Consider the following 14,909-nt stretch of genomic DNA (forward strand, 5'->3'; position numbering starts at 1 on the left):
CATTGTGTGCCACACACTTATTTTTCTTCTAAAAAATATTTTCAGTTTCAAGCTTAAAATCAACAATTGGTGTTGCTCCCACTTCAATTAGCCGGTTAGGACCCTCAGATAATGGACTCGTTATTGGACCAGGAACAGCATAAACATTACGATTTTCCTGTAAAGCTAAATTAGCTGTAATTAGGGAACCTGATTTTTCTTTAGCTTCCGTCACAATCACACTATCACTAATTCCCGCTAATATACGATTGCGTTGAGGGAAACGAAATGGACGTGGCGGAGTATCAGGTAAGTATTCACTAATAATGAGTCCTTTGTCAACTATTTGATCTTGCAGTCCATGGTTTTGACTTGGATAATAGTGATTTAAACCGTTACCGACAACTGCAATTGTCTGCCCATTATTTTTTAAACACGCACGATGAGCAAAACCATCGACTCCTTTAGCTAAGCCGCTGGCGATGGTTAAGTTACTTGCCACCAAATTTGGCATTAAGCGGTCAATCACCTCTTGACTATAATGACTAGCTAAGCGTGCACCAACAATCGTTACAATCTTGCTCTTTAACAAAGAAACATTGCCTCGTGCAAATAAAATCAGCGGTGGTTGATAAATTTCACGTAATCTATCTGGATATTCCTGATTAAAGAAGCTAATTACCTGACATTGCTTTTTAATTCGTGCCACTGTCTGATCAGCTTGCTCATCATTTAATGCCTTAAAGGCGGCGGCCGCTAAATTAAAAGGTAAATCCAACTTTTGTACAGCAGCACTATCAACCTCTTCTACATCAAGCTGACTTGCAATTTGCAAGAGCTTAACGTAACCAATACCCTTTTGCAATTTTAATTTAAGTAAAAAATCTGTTTTGTTCATTTAAAAACCTCCATTTGTTAAATACGCAAAAAATGGAGATTTCGTAAAAATTTTTTGGATTTTATTTAAAAAAATTCACTCACAGGGGCAAAAGTCTTGCGATGAATTGGGGTCGGTCCATATTTCTTTAAGGCAGCAATATGTTCTTTAGTACCATATCCGGCGTTTTTAGGAAAATCGTACTGCGGATAAACTTTAGCATAATCATCCATTAGTTTATCTCGAAATACTTTAGCCACGATTGAAGCCGCAGCAATTGAATTAGACTTGGCATCCCCTTTAATTAACTTAACTTGAGGAATCTTGATCGGCACATCCATTGCATCAACTAATAAACAATCTGGCTTACGGTCTAAAGCTTGAACAGCTTGAGCCATTGCTACTCGGTCAGCCTCATAAATATTGATCTTGTCAATTACAGCTGCGCTTTGTACGCCAACTCCTACACTAACTGCTTGAGCTAAAATTTCCGGATATAGTTCTAACCGACGCTGCGGTGACAATTTCTTTGAATCATTCACATCAATTAAGTCAAAATTTTCATCAATAATAACTGCTGCCGTAACTACGGGGCCTGCTAATGGGCCTCTACCAACTTCATCAACACCAGCTACTAATTCATCCTTAGCCCAAAATTTACGCTCATAAGCAAAGCGATGTTCAAATTCAGCCCGTTTTTTAGCTAACTTTTCCTGCTTTTTATAATAAGACGCCAGTAATTTTTGGACACCTGTCCGCGGATCTTGTTTCAATAGCTCTAATTGCTCAGCAGAAACAGCACCTTGTTTAAATAATTCTTTGATTTCTTTGATTGTCATAGTCGATCAAGCGTAATCCTTCCAATTTTACCTTTACGCAAGCGTTGTAGCATGTACAAAGAAAAACGATCATAATCGTCGCGCATCCCATAGACATTAGTCATGGCCAATAATAAATCAGTATCAGAAATATTTTCGACTTCTTCTTTTGAAGAACGCGCAAATTTAACAAGATTACTCAAATAGTATTTTCGTAAATTCTTTAATACAAATAAAGCCACATCGTCAGCGTGAAAAATTGTATCTTTAATAGCACCAAAAGCAGCTAATTTAAAGCCAACTTCTTGATCCTCAAATTTTGGCCATAATATTCCTGGAGTATCCAAAATTTGAATATTAGTCTTAGTTTTAAGCCAGGTTTGTCCTTTAGTTACACCTGGTTTATTGCCTACTTCAGCAACATTTCTGCCCACTAGTCGATTAATAATTGTCGACTTCCCGCAATTAGGGATGCCAGCAAGAGCAATTCTAATTGTCGGATTTGAAGCTCCTTTTGCTTCAAATTTCTTCGTCTTGGCAGAAGCGGCTTTTTTAATCATTCGAATTAACACTTGCATGTTAGTGTTATGCAGAGAATCTAAAGCCATGACAAACTTACCTGGCTCTTGTAACTTTTTCTGCCACATTTTAGTTAAGACTGGATCAGCCAAATCCGCCTTGTTCAAAATAATTAAGTGCGGCTTATCACCTACTAATTCTTCAATCATCGGATTTCTTGAAGCTTGTGGAATTCTTGCATCCAAGACTTCAACAATCACATCTAAAAATCCCATTTTGTCTTCAAGTTGATTCCGAGCCTTATTCATATGACCTGGATACCATTGAATATTTGCCATAAAAACCATCCTTCCTTAATCTCTATTATCTGCATTTAAGAACAGAATTTCAGCAGTCAAGATTTCACGATATAATTTTCTAAATACGGCGCGATATTCATTTTCTTGCTGCGCAATTTGACCAAGATAATTTCGCTCTTGTCTGAACGCATAACGATATACTTCATCTCTGAATTCTAACTCATCTGGTGAAAGATTTCTTTGTTTAACGGTATATTTCATTTCCCGCAAAAAATCTCTCATTGAAGTTTCGTTAATTTGAGCATGTAAGTCAAAATTTAACTGCTTACGCAAACGCTTAGGCAAGTAAATCTGGTCCAATTGTTTTAAAGCATATGCCACCATTTCACTGCGAATTCGTTTTATTTCAGTCTCTTGATCTCGATCAGCTTTAGCTGGAGTTAACATAAATTTAAATAAAATGGTTGGCACAATCATGCTAAGTAAAATTAAAACTGTTTCGCTCACTAAAATCAAATGAAAATCAGCTGGATTAATGCTTGCCTCAGCCAAAGTATACGCTAAAGCAAAAGTAACCGCACCGTGAACTCCGCCAAAAGCAAAGATCCATGCTTCTTTACGATTAATATGGACACGTTTCTTTCCCAAGTATGCTGTATAAACATAGCGCACTAAGACGTTAACTAAATACAGAATTACACCCGCAGCCAGCGCTTCTAAGGTTTGAATATTAGGGATATCTTCTTTAACTGTGCGCACAATAATAATGCCTAAAATAATGAAGACAATTCCATTTAAAATATCTGTCAACCAGTTAGTAATAATTTTACTATCATAAATAATTTTAGCGTTAATTAGTTGACTCCGTTGTGCTTCTGCATTATAAATTAAGCCCATAACTACAACAGCGATAATTCCGGAAACTTTTAATTCTTCGGCTAAAAAATAGAAAACAATGGGTGTTAACAAATAAAAAAGTTGAATAGCGACATTACCGTTACTGGTGTAGTTGAAATTGACCCGAATAATTTTTTGCCTAATAAAAACCGTAATGGTACCACTAATAAAGCCAAAGATAATCCCTCCAAGAGCTGAAATTAAGAAACTACTTAAGGTATTACCCAAATTTAAATTCTTCGAAATATACCAGCTTGTAGCCATATTAAGCAAAATAATTCCTGAGGCGTCATTAAATAAAGACTCATTTTTTAAAAAATACGCTACACGCTTTGGCAATTTTAAGCCATGAGTTACCGAAGCCATTGCAGTAGCATCTGTTGGTGTGGAAATGGCCGCTAGAATAAAACTTAATGGCAAAGAAAACGCAAGTAGAAATTTTAAACTAAATCCCGCGATCACAGTAGCTAAAGTAATCATAATTACCGTTAGATCGACAATTGCCTTCCAGCTGCGCAGTACATTATGTAAACTTGTTTGTTGCCCTTCAAAAAACAAGAGTGGAGCGACAATCATGATCATAAAAACTTCAGAATTAAAGTGTTCAACATACTGATCAGTGATCGGAATGATTGCTAGAATCAGCCCCAAAATTAACGAAATATAATTAACTGAAACTGTTTTAAAAAATTGATTTTGTAATGAGATCGCCAATGCGGCAGCAACCAATAAAATAATTGTCGAAATAAAGATCTCCAAGTTAATCGCACCTTCTTTCAATGAAAAAAGTCCAGCAATTAAGCATGGACTTTAAATTAATAAGACATTTTTTCTTTATACATTTGATAAGCTTCGTCAAACACCGTCATACTCGGTAAATAACTAGCATTCAATTCTAAGTAGTCTGACAATTTTTCATAATCTTGTTCTTGCTTAGGAAAGGTAGAATCATTCTGAGCATTATTGGCAAATTGAGCAATTTCATTACTAGAATCTGGATCTCTTTGCGTCATTAAATATCGATAAAAACTTTCTCTATAAGCCATTTTTACTCCGTATAAAACATTACTGCATATGCACCATGACCGGCATGGGTAATAATAATTGGACTTGTTTCTTGAATTAAAATCTTTAAATTAGGATTTACTTCTTTAAAGCGAGCAGCTAATTCTTCCATATCATCTAGTGTATCGACATAAGAAATACCGACTTCTTTGACTTGGTCTCCTAATTCTTTCAGTTGCTTAACCAACATGTCATTAAACTTCTCGGTAAATTTCTTACCGCGTCCTTTTTTAGGAACTAATACTTTACCTTGCTTCATTTGTAAGAAAATTCGGATATTAAGCATGCTAACTACTCGACTAGCAAGTTTACCAAGACGTCCACCTTTAACAATGTTAGTTAAGTCGGGGATCATCATCTCAAGATACATATTTTCTTCCATTTTTTGCAAATGGGCTAAAATCTCATCAATACTTTTTCCTGCAGCAGCATCTTTAGCAGCAGCAATAACTTCATAGCCTTCACTACGATCAGTATAGCCAGAATCGTGACAAACCACCTTAGCATTTGGCACCATTTCTGCAGCTTGTTTAGCAGCATCGATTGTCCCACTTAAAGACTTAGCCAAGAAGATCCCCAATACCTCGCTACCATCAGCAGTTAGTTTTTTAATGGCATCAACAAAACGCCCAATTGGTGGTTGACTAGTTTTAGGTACTTCGTGACCCTCATCCATTCTTTCAATAAAGTTGCGTCTTGTAATATCTACACCGTCAACGTATGTTTTTCCATCAATTATTACTGACAAAGGTACAACTGTAATATCGTATTTTTTTATTTCTTCTTCTGTCAATTGAACAGAAGAGTCAGTCATAATTTTAATTTTTGCCAATGTATTCGACCCCTATTCTAAGTTGCTCAAATTATTTTATGATAAAATATGAGCAAGTAACATATAGCTAGTATATCAAAAAAATTACTTAAGAAAAAAGATTGATTGGATTTGTTGTGTTTTGAAATTAAAAGAATTATGGCAAGAGCCAAAAGAAAGACCAAAAAGTTATCACATACTCGATAACATTTTCAGTGCGATTACCCATGGAATCGGGTTTGGATTAGCAGTTGCTGGATTAGTAATCTTAATTGTAAAGGCGGCAAGTACGGGAAGTGCCTTAAGAGTTGTCACTTTCACAATTTACGGTTCCTGTTTAGTCTTATTATATTTGTTCTCTACCCTTTATCATAGCTTGATTTTTACCCGAGCTAGAAATGTTTTTCAAATATTTGACCACTCTTCAATTTTCTTACTAATTGCGGGTTCGTACACCCCTTATTCATTAGTCGCAATCGGTGGAGCTTGGGGTTGGACTTTATTTGGCCTCATTTGGGGTGTAACCGTTTTTGGAATAATCTATTATATTTTCAATCGTGGCAAACATGTGGTGTTAGACACGATTTTGTATGTTGTAATGGGCTGGTTAGTAATCCTTTCAGGCAGCTATTTATATGTCCGCTTGAGTCCAGTAGGCTTTTGGTTGCTAGTCAGTGGTGGCATTGCCTATACCGTCGGTGCAATCTTATTTACCATGCGTAATGTCCCATTCATTCATGTTATCTGGCACTTATTTGTAATGCTAGGTTCGATTCTAATGTACTTCTCCGTTTTGTTATACGTTTAAAAAAGAAGTGTTTGGAAACTTTCCAGACACTTCTTTTTGTTTGTTATTGCTTTTCTAAAAATTCAGCAATCGCTTCTTCAGTATTATCCAAGTCACCATTAATCACCGCTTTTTTAATTTTAGTTAACAGTTCTCCAAGCTGTGGTCCAGGTTTAATTCCCTTTTTAATTAAAAAGCGGCCATCGATTGCTAACTCAGAATTATTTTTAATCGGCAAAGCCAAATAACGATCTACTAAAGCGTTTGAATCAACAGGTTGACCCAAAATATGAGCCACATCAATTGTATTTAGTAATGTCTTCTTACCTACTTCAAACAATTCATAATCAGTTGGTGTGTGACTAGACATAATATCGAAGAAATTAACAATTCGTTCAACTTCTTCAGTCATTGCATTTGAATTCTTCCAGTCGCGCATGAATTTTCCAATTTGATTATCTTGCATTCCTAATAAGATAATAATTATGGACCAAAGACTAGTTTCCATGGTGGGACTAAACTGTAACTTCGGAAAAACAGCTAATTGTTCTTTTTTCCCAGCAAAATCAGGTACTTCTTCACTCAATTGTGTATCTAAGAAGATCTGAAAAGCAGCACGAGCGTCAGCTCCTAAACCCATCTTTACGAATTCATCCCTAATTCGCTCAACTGAAATTTTCTTCAATAATTGATGGTGATCAGCAATGGCTTGTTCAGTCTTTTCTTCCAAAGAAAATTTTAACTGACTCATAAATCTAACTGCCCGCATCATTCTTAACGCATCTTCATGGAAACGTTGTTCTGGATCACCGACAGCCTTAATCAGTTTATGCTTTAAATCTGCTAGCCCAACAAACAAATCAATGATTTCGCCATCAGTATTCATCGCCAAGGCATTAATGGTAAAATCACGTCGCTTAAGATCTTCATCTAAATTTTGCACGAAAGTGACATGGTCTGGTCGGCGAAAGTCCTGATAGCCTGACTCAGTTCTAAATGTGGTAATCTCATAACTTTCACCTTGATAAAGAACAGTGACTGTGCCATGTTTAATTCCGGTATCAATTGATTTTTCAAATAGTTCTTTTACTTCTTCAGGGTAAGCACTAGTGGCAATATCCACATCATGAATGTGGCGGCCCAACAAAACATCTCTGACAGAACCACCGACAAAATAAGCTTCAAAGCCTCCAGCTTCCAACGTTTTTAATACTGGCATCGCAGCCAAAAATACATTAGGTAATTTTGTGATTTTCATAAATAAATGTTTCAACTCGATTTAAATGTGTGTTAATTTTAAGTAGAAGGAGGGGAATTACGATGAAAAAAATAATTAATCACCATACATTACTAGAGATTTTTATGATTGCCCTTGGTTGCGCAATTTATGCACTTAGTTTGGATATGATTTCTGTTCCCAACAAATTAGCAGACGGTGGAATCAGTGGGATTACCCTGCTTTTACGTCACTTTTGGGGGATCAATATGGGGCTTTCAACTTTAATTCTCAATATTCCCCTAATCATCTTAGGTTACCGCTTTATGGGAAAAAGACTCCTAGCCTACACCATTTGGGGCACAGTTAGCTTGTCCTTTTTCTTATGGTTATGGCGGCTAATACCAATTATAACTCAACTCAACTTAGAGCACGACCTCTTCCTTTCTGCTGCTTTAGCTGGAACCTTATCAGGCTTTGGCTTAGGCCTAGTATTTAGATTTAATGGTACTTCCGGCGGAACTGATATTATTGCCCGTATCTGCCAACTAAAGCTTGGAATTTCATCAGGTAAAGTTTTACTCTTCTGTGACGCTGTAGTTTTGTTTATCTCATTGAGTTATCTTGATATCAAGCATATGATGTACACTCTTTTGGCTTCTTTCATCCTTTCCCGTGTAATGGATACTGTCCAACAAGGGGCTTATAGTGCTCGTGGATTACTAATCATCTCAGATAAATACCAAGAGATTGGACGAATGATTGATTTAAAACTTGAACGTGGTTTTACCTACTTAAATGCCCTAGGTGGTTATCAACAAGATCCAAAACGCGTGATTTATGTAGTAGTTTCCCCAAGAGAAATCCCAATGATCAAGCAATTAATTCGTCAAGAAGATCCGAAAGCCTTTGTAACTATTATTGAAGTTCACGAAGCTTTAGGAGAAGGGTTTACCTACAATCGACCGCATCATATTTTGTTCCGAAAATAATTAAAAAAGGCCTACGCAATTGGCGTAAGGCCTTTTTATTATAATTGATTATAAAGATCTTGCATTTCCTCATCTTCAGGAACCAATTTTAAGTATCGCTCTAGTAACTGCTGCATAACATCACTACTGTTAGGTTCACTGTTAAAGAAAAGAATCATTTGCCGTAAGAAATCAACATTATTTTGAAATTCCGGATAAGCCAATAAGAATTCACTCTTAGCTTGTTCACGCTGATCCAATCTAGCATATGAAACCGCCAGATTCCAATGAGCTTGTGGCTCAACATCTTCATCTTCTAAGTCTTGCCACAACTTAATGTTTTCATCATTCTTACCCTCATGAAGGTAAAGATTAGACAGTTGTAAACGCAAATCACCATTATCAGGTGCAGTTTTCAACCCTTTAACTAAAAGATCTTCTGCAGTATCCAATTCATTCAAATTAGCTGCTGCTCTAGCTCCCATTGAGTACAAGGTTTCATCTAGCTCATTATAAGCTAAACCTGCTTGAGCTGAACGCAAGACTTGTTCATTGTCGTGTTCATGTTCATATGCTTGAGCTAATAATGGATAAGCATTAACATAATCTGGACTTTGATCAATTACTTCATCCAGATAAGTAATTGCTTTTTTATAGTCTCCGACTGCCAGCATTACGAGTCCTGCTTGATATTTACTATCAATATCTAAAATATCACCTGTATGCTCTTTAATTACTTGACTGGCTTCCTCATATTGACCTAACTTAGCTTCAGTTTGAAAAAGACGTTGAATTAGATTAACTTCACCAAAAGTCTTTTGACGTTCAATCAAATCTTGATAAAGCGTTAAAGCCTCTTCATATTGCCCATCAAGATAATCAAGTTCAGCTAAACCAAACTTAATCGCATCTTCTTGAGGAGCAATTTTGGAAGCTTCAATTAGTTTCTGTCTAGCAGTTTCAATAAAGCCATTTGTCTGATAATAGTCAGCTTCCACTAGTAAAGCATCTAAGTATGCTGGGGATGTTTTAGCAACGTCAAATAACAAGCTCAGTCCATCATCGTCATTACCATCATTTAAAAGAATTTCCGCCAAATAGACCTTAAAAAGATCTTCTTGAGGAAATTTTGCAATTAAGTCACGATAAACTTCCTTGGCCAAATTAGTAAAACCATAACCTGTTAAATTTTCAGCTAGAGATGATAAAATTTCTGGACTATCATTATCCAACGCTTTTTTTAATAAGATCTTATCTTGCGAAAAATCATGATTTTGAATCGCATCTAATAATTGTTCAGAGTATGTCAAGTAAATCTCCCTCATTTCAATGTGTTAAGAATAATTGTACATAAAAAAGAAGCATTGGTCCAAGATCAATGCTTCCCTTCAACCGTTAAATTACTTAACAGCATCCTTAAGTGCCTTACCTGGCTTAAATGCAGGTACTTCACTTGCTGGAATTTCGATTTCATCACCAGTTTGTGGGTTACGGCCCTTACGAGCAGCACGATGACGAACTTCAAAAGTACCAAAACCAATTAATTGAACTTTGTTACCCTTTGCAAGATCTTCTTGGATTGAACCAAAAAGAGCATCAACAGCAGTAGCAACTTCCTTCTTAGTTAAGTCAGTTTTAGTAGCAACTTCAGAAACTAATTCAGCTTTGTTTGCCATAGTATAATTTCACCTCCTACAATTGAACTATAAGTTCAAATTAATATTCCTTTTAAAAAGAACAAGGAATAATGATCTTTATAATCATTGTATCCTAGAAACTAAAATATCACAAAAGTCTTATTACAACAAGCTCTCTTAGGATTTATTTTCTTTTTCTTGCAATAATTTTAATTGGTGTCCCTGTAAAATCAAAATTTTCTCTTAATTGGTTAATCAGGAATCGTTGATAAGAAAAATGCATTAGTTCTGGATCGTTGACAAAGACAACAAATGTCGGGGGGTTAGTAGCAACTTGCGTCATGTAATAAACGCGCAAACGTTTACCCTTAACTAAAGGCGTTGGCACTAGTTTACTTGCCTCTAAAAGCAACTCATTTAAGACACTAGATTGAATACGCTGGTTTTGATTTTCGTAGACTTGCTTAACCATCTTTGGAATTTGATCTAATCTTTGCCCTGTTTTGGCAGAAACAAATAGAATTGGAGCATAATCCAAATATTGGAATTCTTGACGAATAACGTTTTCAAAATCTTTCGCGCTGCCACTATTCTTTTTAGGAAGATCCCATTTGTTGACTAAAATGATTAAGCCTCTCCCTGCTTCATGCGCATATCCGGCCACGTGCTTGTCTTGTTCTCTAATGCCTGTACTTGCATCAAGCACTAAGCAAACCACATCTGAACGCTCAATAGCACTCATTGCGCGCATTACAGAATACTTCTCGGTCTTTTCGTAGACTTTGCCACGTCTTCTAATTCCCGCAGTATCAATTAATCTAAACTTGTCGCCATCTTGATCTGTAAATGGGGTGTCAATTGCATCTCGAGTCGTTCCTTCTTCGTTAGCGACAATTACTCGATCTTCACCTAATAATTTATTAACTATTGATGACTTTCCCACATTCGGACGACCAATCACACTAAATGAGATTGTGTCATCATCAGCCCGATCATCTTTTTGTGGGAACTTGCTAATAATGTCATCTAATAAATCACCAATTCCTGTTCCGTGACTACCAGAAACTGGAATCGGATCGCCAAGTCCTAAGCTATAAAAATCGTAAACATTGGCACGTTGTTCAGGATTATCTGCCTTATTAACAGCTAAAATTACTGGTTTTTTCGAACTGTACAATAAACGTGCAATTCTTTCATCGAGATCTGTTACCCCATTTACAACACTGGTTAACATGACGAGGACATCTGCTTCTTCAATGGCAATTTCAGCTTGAGCACGAATTTCTTCTTCTATCTTGCCATCTTCCCATGTAATCCCACCAGTATCAATTAAGTCAAATTTATGTCCCATCCATTCAGCTGGAGCATAGTTCCGATCACGGGTAACACCGGGTTGATCTTCAACAATAGCTAATCTTTGATTAATAATCCGATTAAATAAAGTTGATTTTCCAACATTGGGGCGTCCTACGATTGCTACTACTGGTAAAACCATTTTTCCACCTCTTTCTTCCAATAAAAAAAGCCGACATAAGTCGGCTTTAGTTTTTTACGATTATTTACGGTCTTTTAATTGGTCACCGATAATATCACCTAATGCAAAGCCGTTATCATCGTTACCCATGTACTTCTTGTTTACTGAGTTATCGTTACGTGAACGACGTGGACGAGAGCCTTCATTTGAAGAAGCGTTTGAGTCTGCAGCCTTGATTGAAAGTGAAATTCTTCTTTCACTAGGGTCAATGTTCAAAACCTTAACCTTAACAGTTTGGCCAACCTTCAAAACATCACTTGGCTTGTCAACGTGCTTGTTTGAGATTTCTGAAACGTGTACCAAACCTTGAATACCATCAGCAACTTCAACAAAAGCACCAAAGTTAGTTAATGACTTAACTTCACCGTCAAAAACATCACCTTCATTTAAGTTAGCAGTTGCTTGTTCAAATGGTGAAGGTTCAGTTTGCTTGATTGACAAGGAGATACGATGTCTGTCATTGTCAATGCCAATGACCTTAACTTTAACATCTTGACCAGCCTTTAAAACATCACTTGGCTTATCAATATGCTTGTAAGAAATTTCTGAGATGTGAACTAAACCATCCACACCACCAACATCAATAAAGGCACCGAAGTTAGTTAAACGAGAAACTTTACCTTCAATTACATCACCAACAACTAATTGTGATGCAACCTTGTCAAAGGCTTCTTCACGTTCTTCTTCAACTAAATCCTTGTGTGAAAGAATCAAACGATTCTTGTTAGGATCAATTTCGGTGATCTTAAGTTTCATAGTCTTACCAATGTATGGCTTAAGATCTGAAACATAACGATTTGAAATTAATGAAGCTGGCAAGAAACCACGAGTACCAACATCAACAAGCAAACCACCACGTACTGATGAAGTTACAGTACCTTCAATTGGATTGCCTTCTTCGAAGTCTTTTTGTAACTTGTCGTAAGCTTCTCTTTCCTTCAAGCGGGTAACTGAGAAGAAGAATTCACCATTTTCCTTATCGCCACCGGCTCTTCTTAATACTAAGGCCTTAAACTTGTCACCAGGCTTAACTAATTCACGTAAGTCTGCGTTACGATCTGAAGTGTATTCACGATGAGTAATAACACCTTCGACACCAGCGTTTTCAACACCGACATCAATTTGGCCGTCTTCAACGTCTAATACTTCGACATCGACAATATCTCCGACCTCAACTCCTTGCATTTGCTTTAATGCGTCTAAAAATTGATTACTGTTTTCTGACATATGTACCTCCCAATATCATGTCCCATTTTAAAGGAAAGTTGAAATTTTTTCTACTATTTTGTGCGCTTTTTTAAAACTTTTTTTCACTTTTTTTGATTTCGGCTAAAATTTGCTCTACAACTTGATCAATTGATAAGTGTGTAGTGTCGATTTCCGTAGCGTCCGCAGCCTTTTTCAAAGGTGAAACCTTTCGATGGGAATCTTTATAATCTCTTGCAGCAATATCAGCTTCAATTTCTTCAACTGTTTGATTTGTTTCAATCCCACGTTCTTTAAAATCTAACAGCCGTCTTTCAGCTCTTGAACGTGGTGAAGCTACCAAAAAGATTTTGACTTCCGCATTTGGTAATACTGTAGTACCAATATCACGTCCGTCCATAATAACGTTCATTTCACCTGCCATTTTTCGTTGCAGGCTGACCATCTTTTCACGAACCCTTGGTAATGCAGAAACTTGTGAGACGTTAGCTGAAATTTCTGGAGTTCTGATTTCTAAAGAAATATCTTTTCCAGCAGAATAGACCTTCTGTTTTCCATCTTCGCTGCGTAATTCAATTCCATCTTCATCGATTGCCTTCAAGATACCTTCTTCATCGCCATAATCAAGATGATGATTACGTGCAATAACTGTACAAGCACGGTACATCGCACCGGTATCAATATACACAAATGACAATTTCTGCGCAATAATTTTAGCGACTGTACTTTTTCCTGCAGATGCAGGTCCATCAATTGCTACTTGCATTCAACTAGTTTAGAAACCTTCGGCTTCTATATCCTTTCTACTTTAATTTAAGTGTTTGTCCAGCATCAACATTTGAAGAAGATGTTAAGCCATTCAATTTAGCTAATTCATCAACTGTCATGTTATGCTGTTGTGCAATACCAGATAAAGTATCACCAGTTTTTACAACATAAGTTGTTTCTTCTGAACTAGAACTAGAGCTGGCTTGACTTGCTTTTTTATTAGAAGTCGTTTTGCTGCTAGACTTTTTCTTTGAGCTTTGCTTTTTAGAGCTGACTGATGATTTAGTTTTAGAAGAAGACTTGTGCTTAACTGTTTCTACTTCCTTAACCTGGTCACTATTATTAGCCACTGCAAGATGATGAACTACTGGAATTAAAACAACTAAAATGATGATTAAAATAGCTATTACAATACCCCAATGTCCATGAGATGGTGGCCTTTGCGTACTTCTGGGTTTTTCAGGTCGTTCATAGTGTTTATACGGCCCCTTTGGATTATTATCCATGCAGAATCCCTCCCATTCTTGACTAAAGTAAATTTTAGCATAGATCAATTACGAATGAATAAAAAAGTCAATGTTTTTTATCAACATTGACTTTTTCTACAATAACTTTTTTGTTTTAAATTAAAGGTTAAATTTGCGTCTTACAAATGGCTTAATACTCTTTAAAACAGCCTCAAACAGAATGTAAACAACAACTGCATTAATTGCACCCTTTAATAAGTTAAAGGGAACAATAATTCCAAAGATATAGGCACCCATGGATGGTAAATGTAATAATTGGCCTAAATATACTTTAACTGTAAAGTTATATATGGCACCATAACCATTTAAACTAGGAACATTTGGAACTGAAGTAATGGCATAAACTGGTGTCAAGATAAAGGCATTAGTCACAGATAAAACTAAAGTCATAGCCAAGATACCAATTATCAAGCCAAGGATTGGCAATAAGTGTCCTTTTAAAGTTTTACGCTTAGATTCATCAATACCTCTTGACACATAATAAAATGGCAAGGCAAATGACAAACTGGCAACAAATGCTGCAACCTGACCTACAATACTTGGTAAGGCAAAACCACTGAAAATCAAACTGATGAGCATTCTAATAAAAGCAATGAAAATGCCTGGACCTGCACCAAAAATAAAAGTTCCAATAGTAATGACTACGTCTGAAAAGTCAAACTTTAAAAAGCCTACCCCAGGCATAATCGGAAACTCAAACTTCATTACTACAAAAGCTATTGCCCCAATTAAGGCATAAGCAATAATATTAGCTAAATTACCTGTATTACTTTTTGTTCTTTGCATAATACTTACTTCTCCAATCTATAACAAAAGGTCTATTGCTTCAGCAACAGACCTCAAAAAGTAAGTATCATTTTTCGTAAGTCTGTCTTCTTCCATCTAGACTATACTATCGGTACCTATTTAAGGATTCGACCACTTTCGTGGGTCGCGGACTTTACCGCCGGTCGGGACTTTCACCCTGCCCTGAAGACAATAAACTTTGTTAACGTTTA

The 14,909-nt window shown here is 36.4% G+C and carries 16 protein-coding genes and 1 riboswitch; of the genes, 2 read left to right on the plus strand and 14 right to left on the minus strand.

The window, feature by feature from the left end:
- Positions 1 to 28 precede the first annotated feature (28 nt).
- The 6 genes from dprA to EJK17_RS00680 form a co-directional block, all read right to left on the minus strand.
- Positions 29 to 877 carry a DNA-processing protein DprA gene (gene dprA / locus EJK17_RS00655; RefSeq protein WP_103661857.1) on the minus strand — a complete coding sequence of 283 codons (849 nt, stop codon included), beginning with the start codon at positions 875 to 877 and terminating at the stop codon, positions 29 to 31.
- A 65-nt stretch (positions 878 to 942) separates the two neighbouring features.
- A complete protein-coding gene (locus EJK17_RS00660) occupies positions 943 to 1,695 on the minus strand; it encodes a ribonuclease HII (RefSeq protein ID WP_103661856.1) in 753 nt (250 codons plus the stop codon).
- Positions 1,692 to 2,531 carry a ribosome biogenesis GTPase YlqF gene (gene ylqF / locus EJK17_RS00665; RefSeq protein WP_103661855.1) on the minus strand — a complete coding sequence of 280 codons (840 nt, stop codon included), beginning with the start codon at positions 2,529 to 2,531 and terminating at the stop codon, positions 1,692 to 1,694. Before ylqF ends, EJK17_RS00660 begins: the two co-directional genes overlap by 4 nt.
- A gap of 15 nt (positions 2,532 to 2,546) precedes the next feature.
- Entirely contained in the window at positions 2,547 to 4,148 is a 1,602-nt protein-coding gene (locus tag EJK17_RS00670; RefSeq protein WP_103661854.1) for a cation:proton antiporter, read from the minus strand.
- A gap of 56 nt (positions 4,149 to 4,204) precedes the next feature.
- Positions 4,205 to 4,435, minus strand: a complete 231-nt coding sequence (locus EJK17_RS00675; RefSeq protein ID WP_103661853.1) for a YozE family protein — start codon at positions 4,433 to 4,435, stop codon at positions 4,205 to 4,207.
- Positions 4,436 to 4,437: 2 nt separating this feature from the next.
- Positions 4,438 to 5,286, minus strand: a complete 849-nt coding sequence (locus EJK17_RS00680; RefSeq protein ID WP_103661852.1) for a DegV family protein — start codon at positions 5,284 to 5,286, stop codon at positions 4,438 to 4,440.
- Positions 5,287 to 5,407: 121 nt separating this feature from the next.
- On the opposite strand from EJK17_RS00680, the gene trhA reads away from it, so the two are divergent.
- A complete protein-coding gene (trhA, locus tag EJK17_RS00685; RefSeq protein WP_103661851.1) occupies positions 5,408 to 6,073 on the plus strand; it encodes a PAQR family membrane homeostasis protein TrhA in 666 nt (221 codons plus the stop codon).
- Between the two features lie 43 nt (positions 6,074 to 6,116).
- On the opposite strand, the gene EJK17_RS00690 is transcribed toward trhA, so the two are convergent.
- Entirely contained in the window at positions 6,117 to 7,310 is a 1,194-nt protein-coding gene (locus tag EJK17_RS00690) for a CCA tRNA nucleotidyltransferase (protein WP_103661850.1), read from the minus strand.
- A 62-nt stretch (positions 7,311 to 7,372) separates the two neighbouring features.
- Between EJK17_RS00690 and EJK17_RS00695 the strand changes: the two genes are divergently transcribed.
- The gene (locus tag EJK17_RS00695) at positions 7,373 to 8,260 is read left to right on the plus strand and encodes a YitT family protein (protein WP_127796127.1); all 888 of its coding nucleotides are present in this window, start codon (positions 7,373 to 7,375) and stop codon (positions 8,258 to 8,260) included.
- Between the two features lie 38 nt (positions 8,261 to 8,298).
- Here the strand turns inward: EJK17_RS00695 and EJK17_RS00700 are convergent, their stop codons facing one another.
- The 7 genes from EJK17_RS00700 to EJK17_RS00730 all read right to left on the minus strand — a co-directional run bounded on the left by EJK17_RS00700 (position 8,299) and on the right by EJK17_RS00730 (position 14,697).
- A complete protein-coding gene (locus EJK17_RS00700) occupies positions 8,299 to 9,549 on the minus strand; it encodes a tetratricopeptide repeat protein (protein WP_127796128.1) in 1,251 nt (416 codons plus the stop codon).
- 90 nt (positions 9,550 to 9,639) lie between these two features.
- Complete coding sequence (locus EJK17_RS00705; RefSeq protein WP_103661847.1) at positions 9,640 to 9,915, minus strand: HU family DNA-binding protein; 276 nt, start codon at positions 9,913 to 9,915, stop codon at positions 9,640 to 9,642.
- A 145-nt stretch (positions 9,916 to 10,060) separates the two neighbouring features.
- The gene (der, locus tag EJK17_RS00710) at positions 10,061 to 11,371 is read right to left on the minus strand and encodes a ribosome biogenesis GTPase Der (protein ID WP_127796129.1); all 1,311 of its coding nucleotides are present in this window, start codon (positions 11,369 to 11,371) and stop codon (positions 10,061 to 10,063) included.
- Between the two features lie 60 nt (positions 11,372 to 11,431).
- Positions 11,432 to 12,637 carry a 30S ribosomal protein S1 gene (gene rpsA, locus EJK17_RS00715; RefSeq protein ID WP_103661845.1) on the minus strand — a complete coding sequence of 402 codons (1,206 nt, stop codon included), beginning with the start codon at positions 12,635 to 12,637 and terminating at the stop codon, positions 11,432 to 11,434.
- Between the two features lie 70 nt (positions 12,638 to 12,707).
- The gene (gene cmk, locus EJK17_RS00720; protein ID WP_103661844.1) at positions 12,708 to 13,382 is read right to left on the minus strand and encodes a (d)CMP kinase; all 675 of its coding nucleotides are present in this window, start codon (positions 13,380 to 13,382) and stop codon (positions 12,708 to 12,710) included.
- A 37-nt stretch (positions 13,383 to 13,419) separates the two neighbouring features.
- Positions 13,420 to 13,890: an SAG1386/EF1546 family surface-associated protein gene (locus EJK17_RS00725; RefSeq protein ID WP_103661843.1), complete on the minus strand. Its 471-nt coding sequence runs from the start codon at positions 13,888 to 13,890 to the stop codon at positions 13,420 to 13,422.
- A 120-nt stretch (positions 13,891 to 14,010) separates the two neighbouring features.
- Positions 14,011 to 14,697: an ECF transporter S component gene (locus tag EJK17_RS00730; protein WP_103661842.1), complete on the minus strand. Its 687-nt coding sequence runs from the start codon at positions 14,695 to 14,697 to the stop codon at positions 14,011 to 14,013.
- Between the two features lie 80 nt (positions 14,698 to 14,777).
- Positions 14,778 to 14,892, minus strand: a riboswitch (FMN riboswitch).
- Between the last annotated feature and the right edge of the window lie 17 nt (positions 14,893 to 14,909).

The sequence above is a fragment of the Lactobacillus xujianguonis genome (genome assembly GCF_004009905.1).
Lineage (GTDB): Bacteria > Bacillota > Bacilli > Lactobacillales > Lactobacillaceae > Lactobacillus > Lactobacillus xujianguonis.

What these genes read in the sequence shown, in the direction of transcription:
- EJK17_RS00730 (WP_103661842.1), bottom strand. Translation starts at nt 14,697, where the DNA reads ATGCAAAGAACAAAAAGTAATACAGGTAATTTAGCTAATATTATTGCT.
- EJK17_RS00705 (WP_103661847.1), bottom strand. Translation starts at nt 9,915, where the DNA reads ATGGCAAACAAAGCTGAATTAGTTTCTGAAGTTGCTACTAAAACTGAC.
- ylqF (WP_103661855.1), bottom strand. Translation starts at nt 2,531, where the DNA reads ATGGCAAATATTCAATGGTATCCAGGTCATATGAATAAGGCTCGGAAT.
- EJK17_RS00690 (WP_103661850.1), bottom strand. Translation starts at nt 7,310, where the DNA reads ATGAAAATCACAAAATTACCTAATGTATTTTTGGCTGCGATGCCAGTA.
- rpsA (WP_103661845.1), bottom strand. Translation starts at nt 12,637, where the DNA reads ATGTCAGAAAACAGTAATCAATTTTTAGACGCATTAAAGCAAATGCAA.
- dprA (WP_103661857.1), bottom strand. Translation starts at nt 877, where the DNA reads ATGAACAAAACAGATTTTTTACTTAAATTAAAATTGCAAAAGGGTATT.
- der (WP_127796129.1), bottom strand. Translation starts at nt 11,371, where the DNA reads ATGGTTTTACCAGTAGTAGCAATCGTAGGACGCCCCAATGTTGGAAAA.
- EJK17_RS00675 (WP_103661853.1), bottom strand. Translation starts at nt 4,435, where the DNA reads ATGGCTTATAGAGAAAGTTTTTATCGATATTTAATGACGCAAAGAGAT.
- EJK17_RS00725 (WP_103661843.1), bottom strand. Translation starts at nt 13,890, where the DNA reads ATGGATAATAATCCAAAGGGGCCGTATAAACACTATGAACGACCTGAA.
- EJK17_RS00660 (WP_103661856.1), bottom strand. Translation starts at nt 1,695, where the DNA reads ATGACAATCAAAGAAATCAAAGAATTATTTAAACAAGGTGCTGTTTCT.
- cmk (WP_103661844.1), bottom strand. Translation starts at nt 13,382, where the DNA reads ATGCAAGTAGCAATTGATGGACCTGCATCTGCAGGAAAAAGTACAGTC.
- EJK17_RS00695 (WP_127796127.1), top strand. Translation starts at nt 7,373, where the DNA reads ATGAAAAAAATAATTAATCACCATACATTACTAGAGATTTTTATGATT.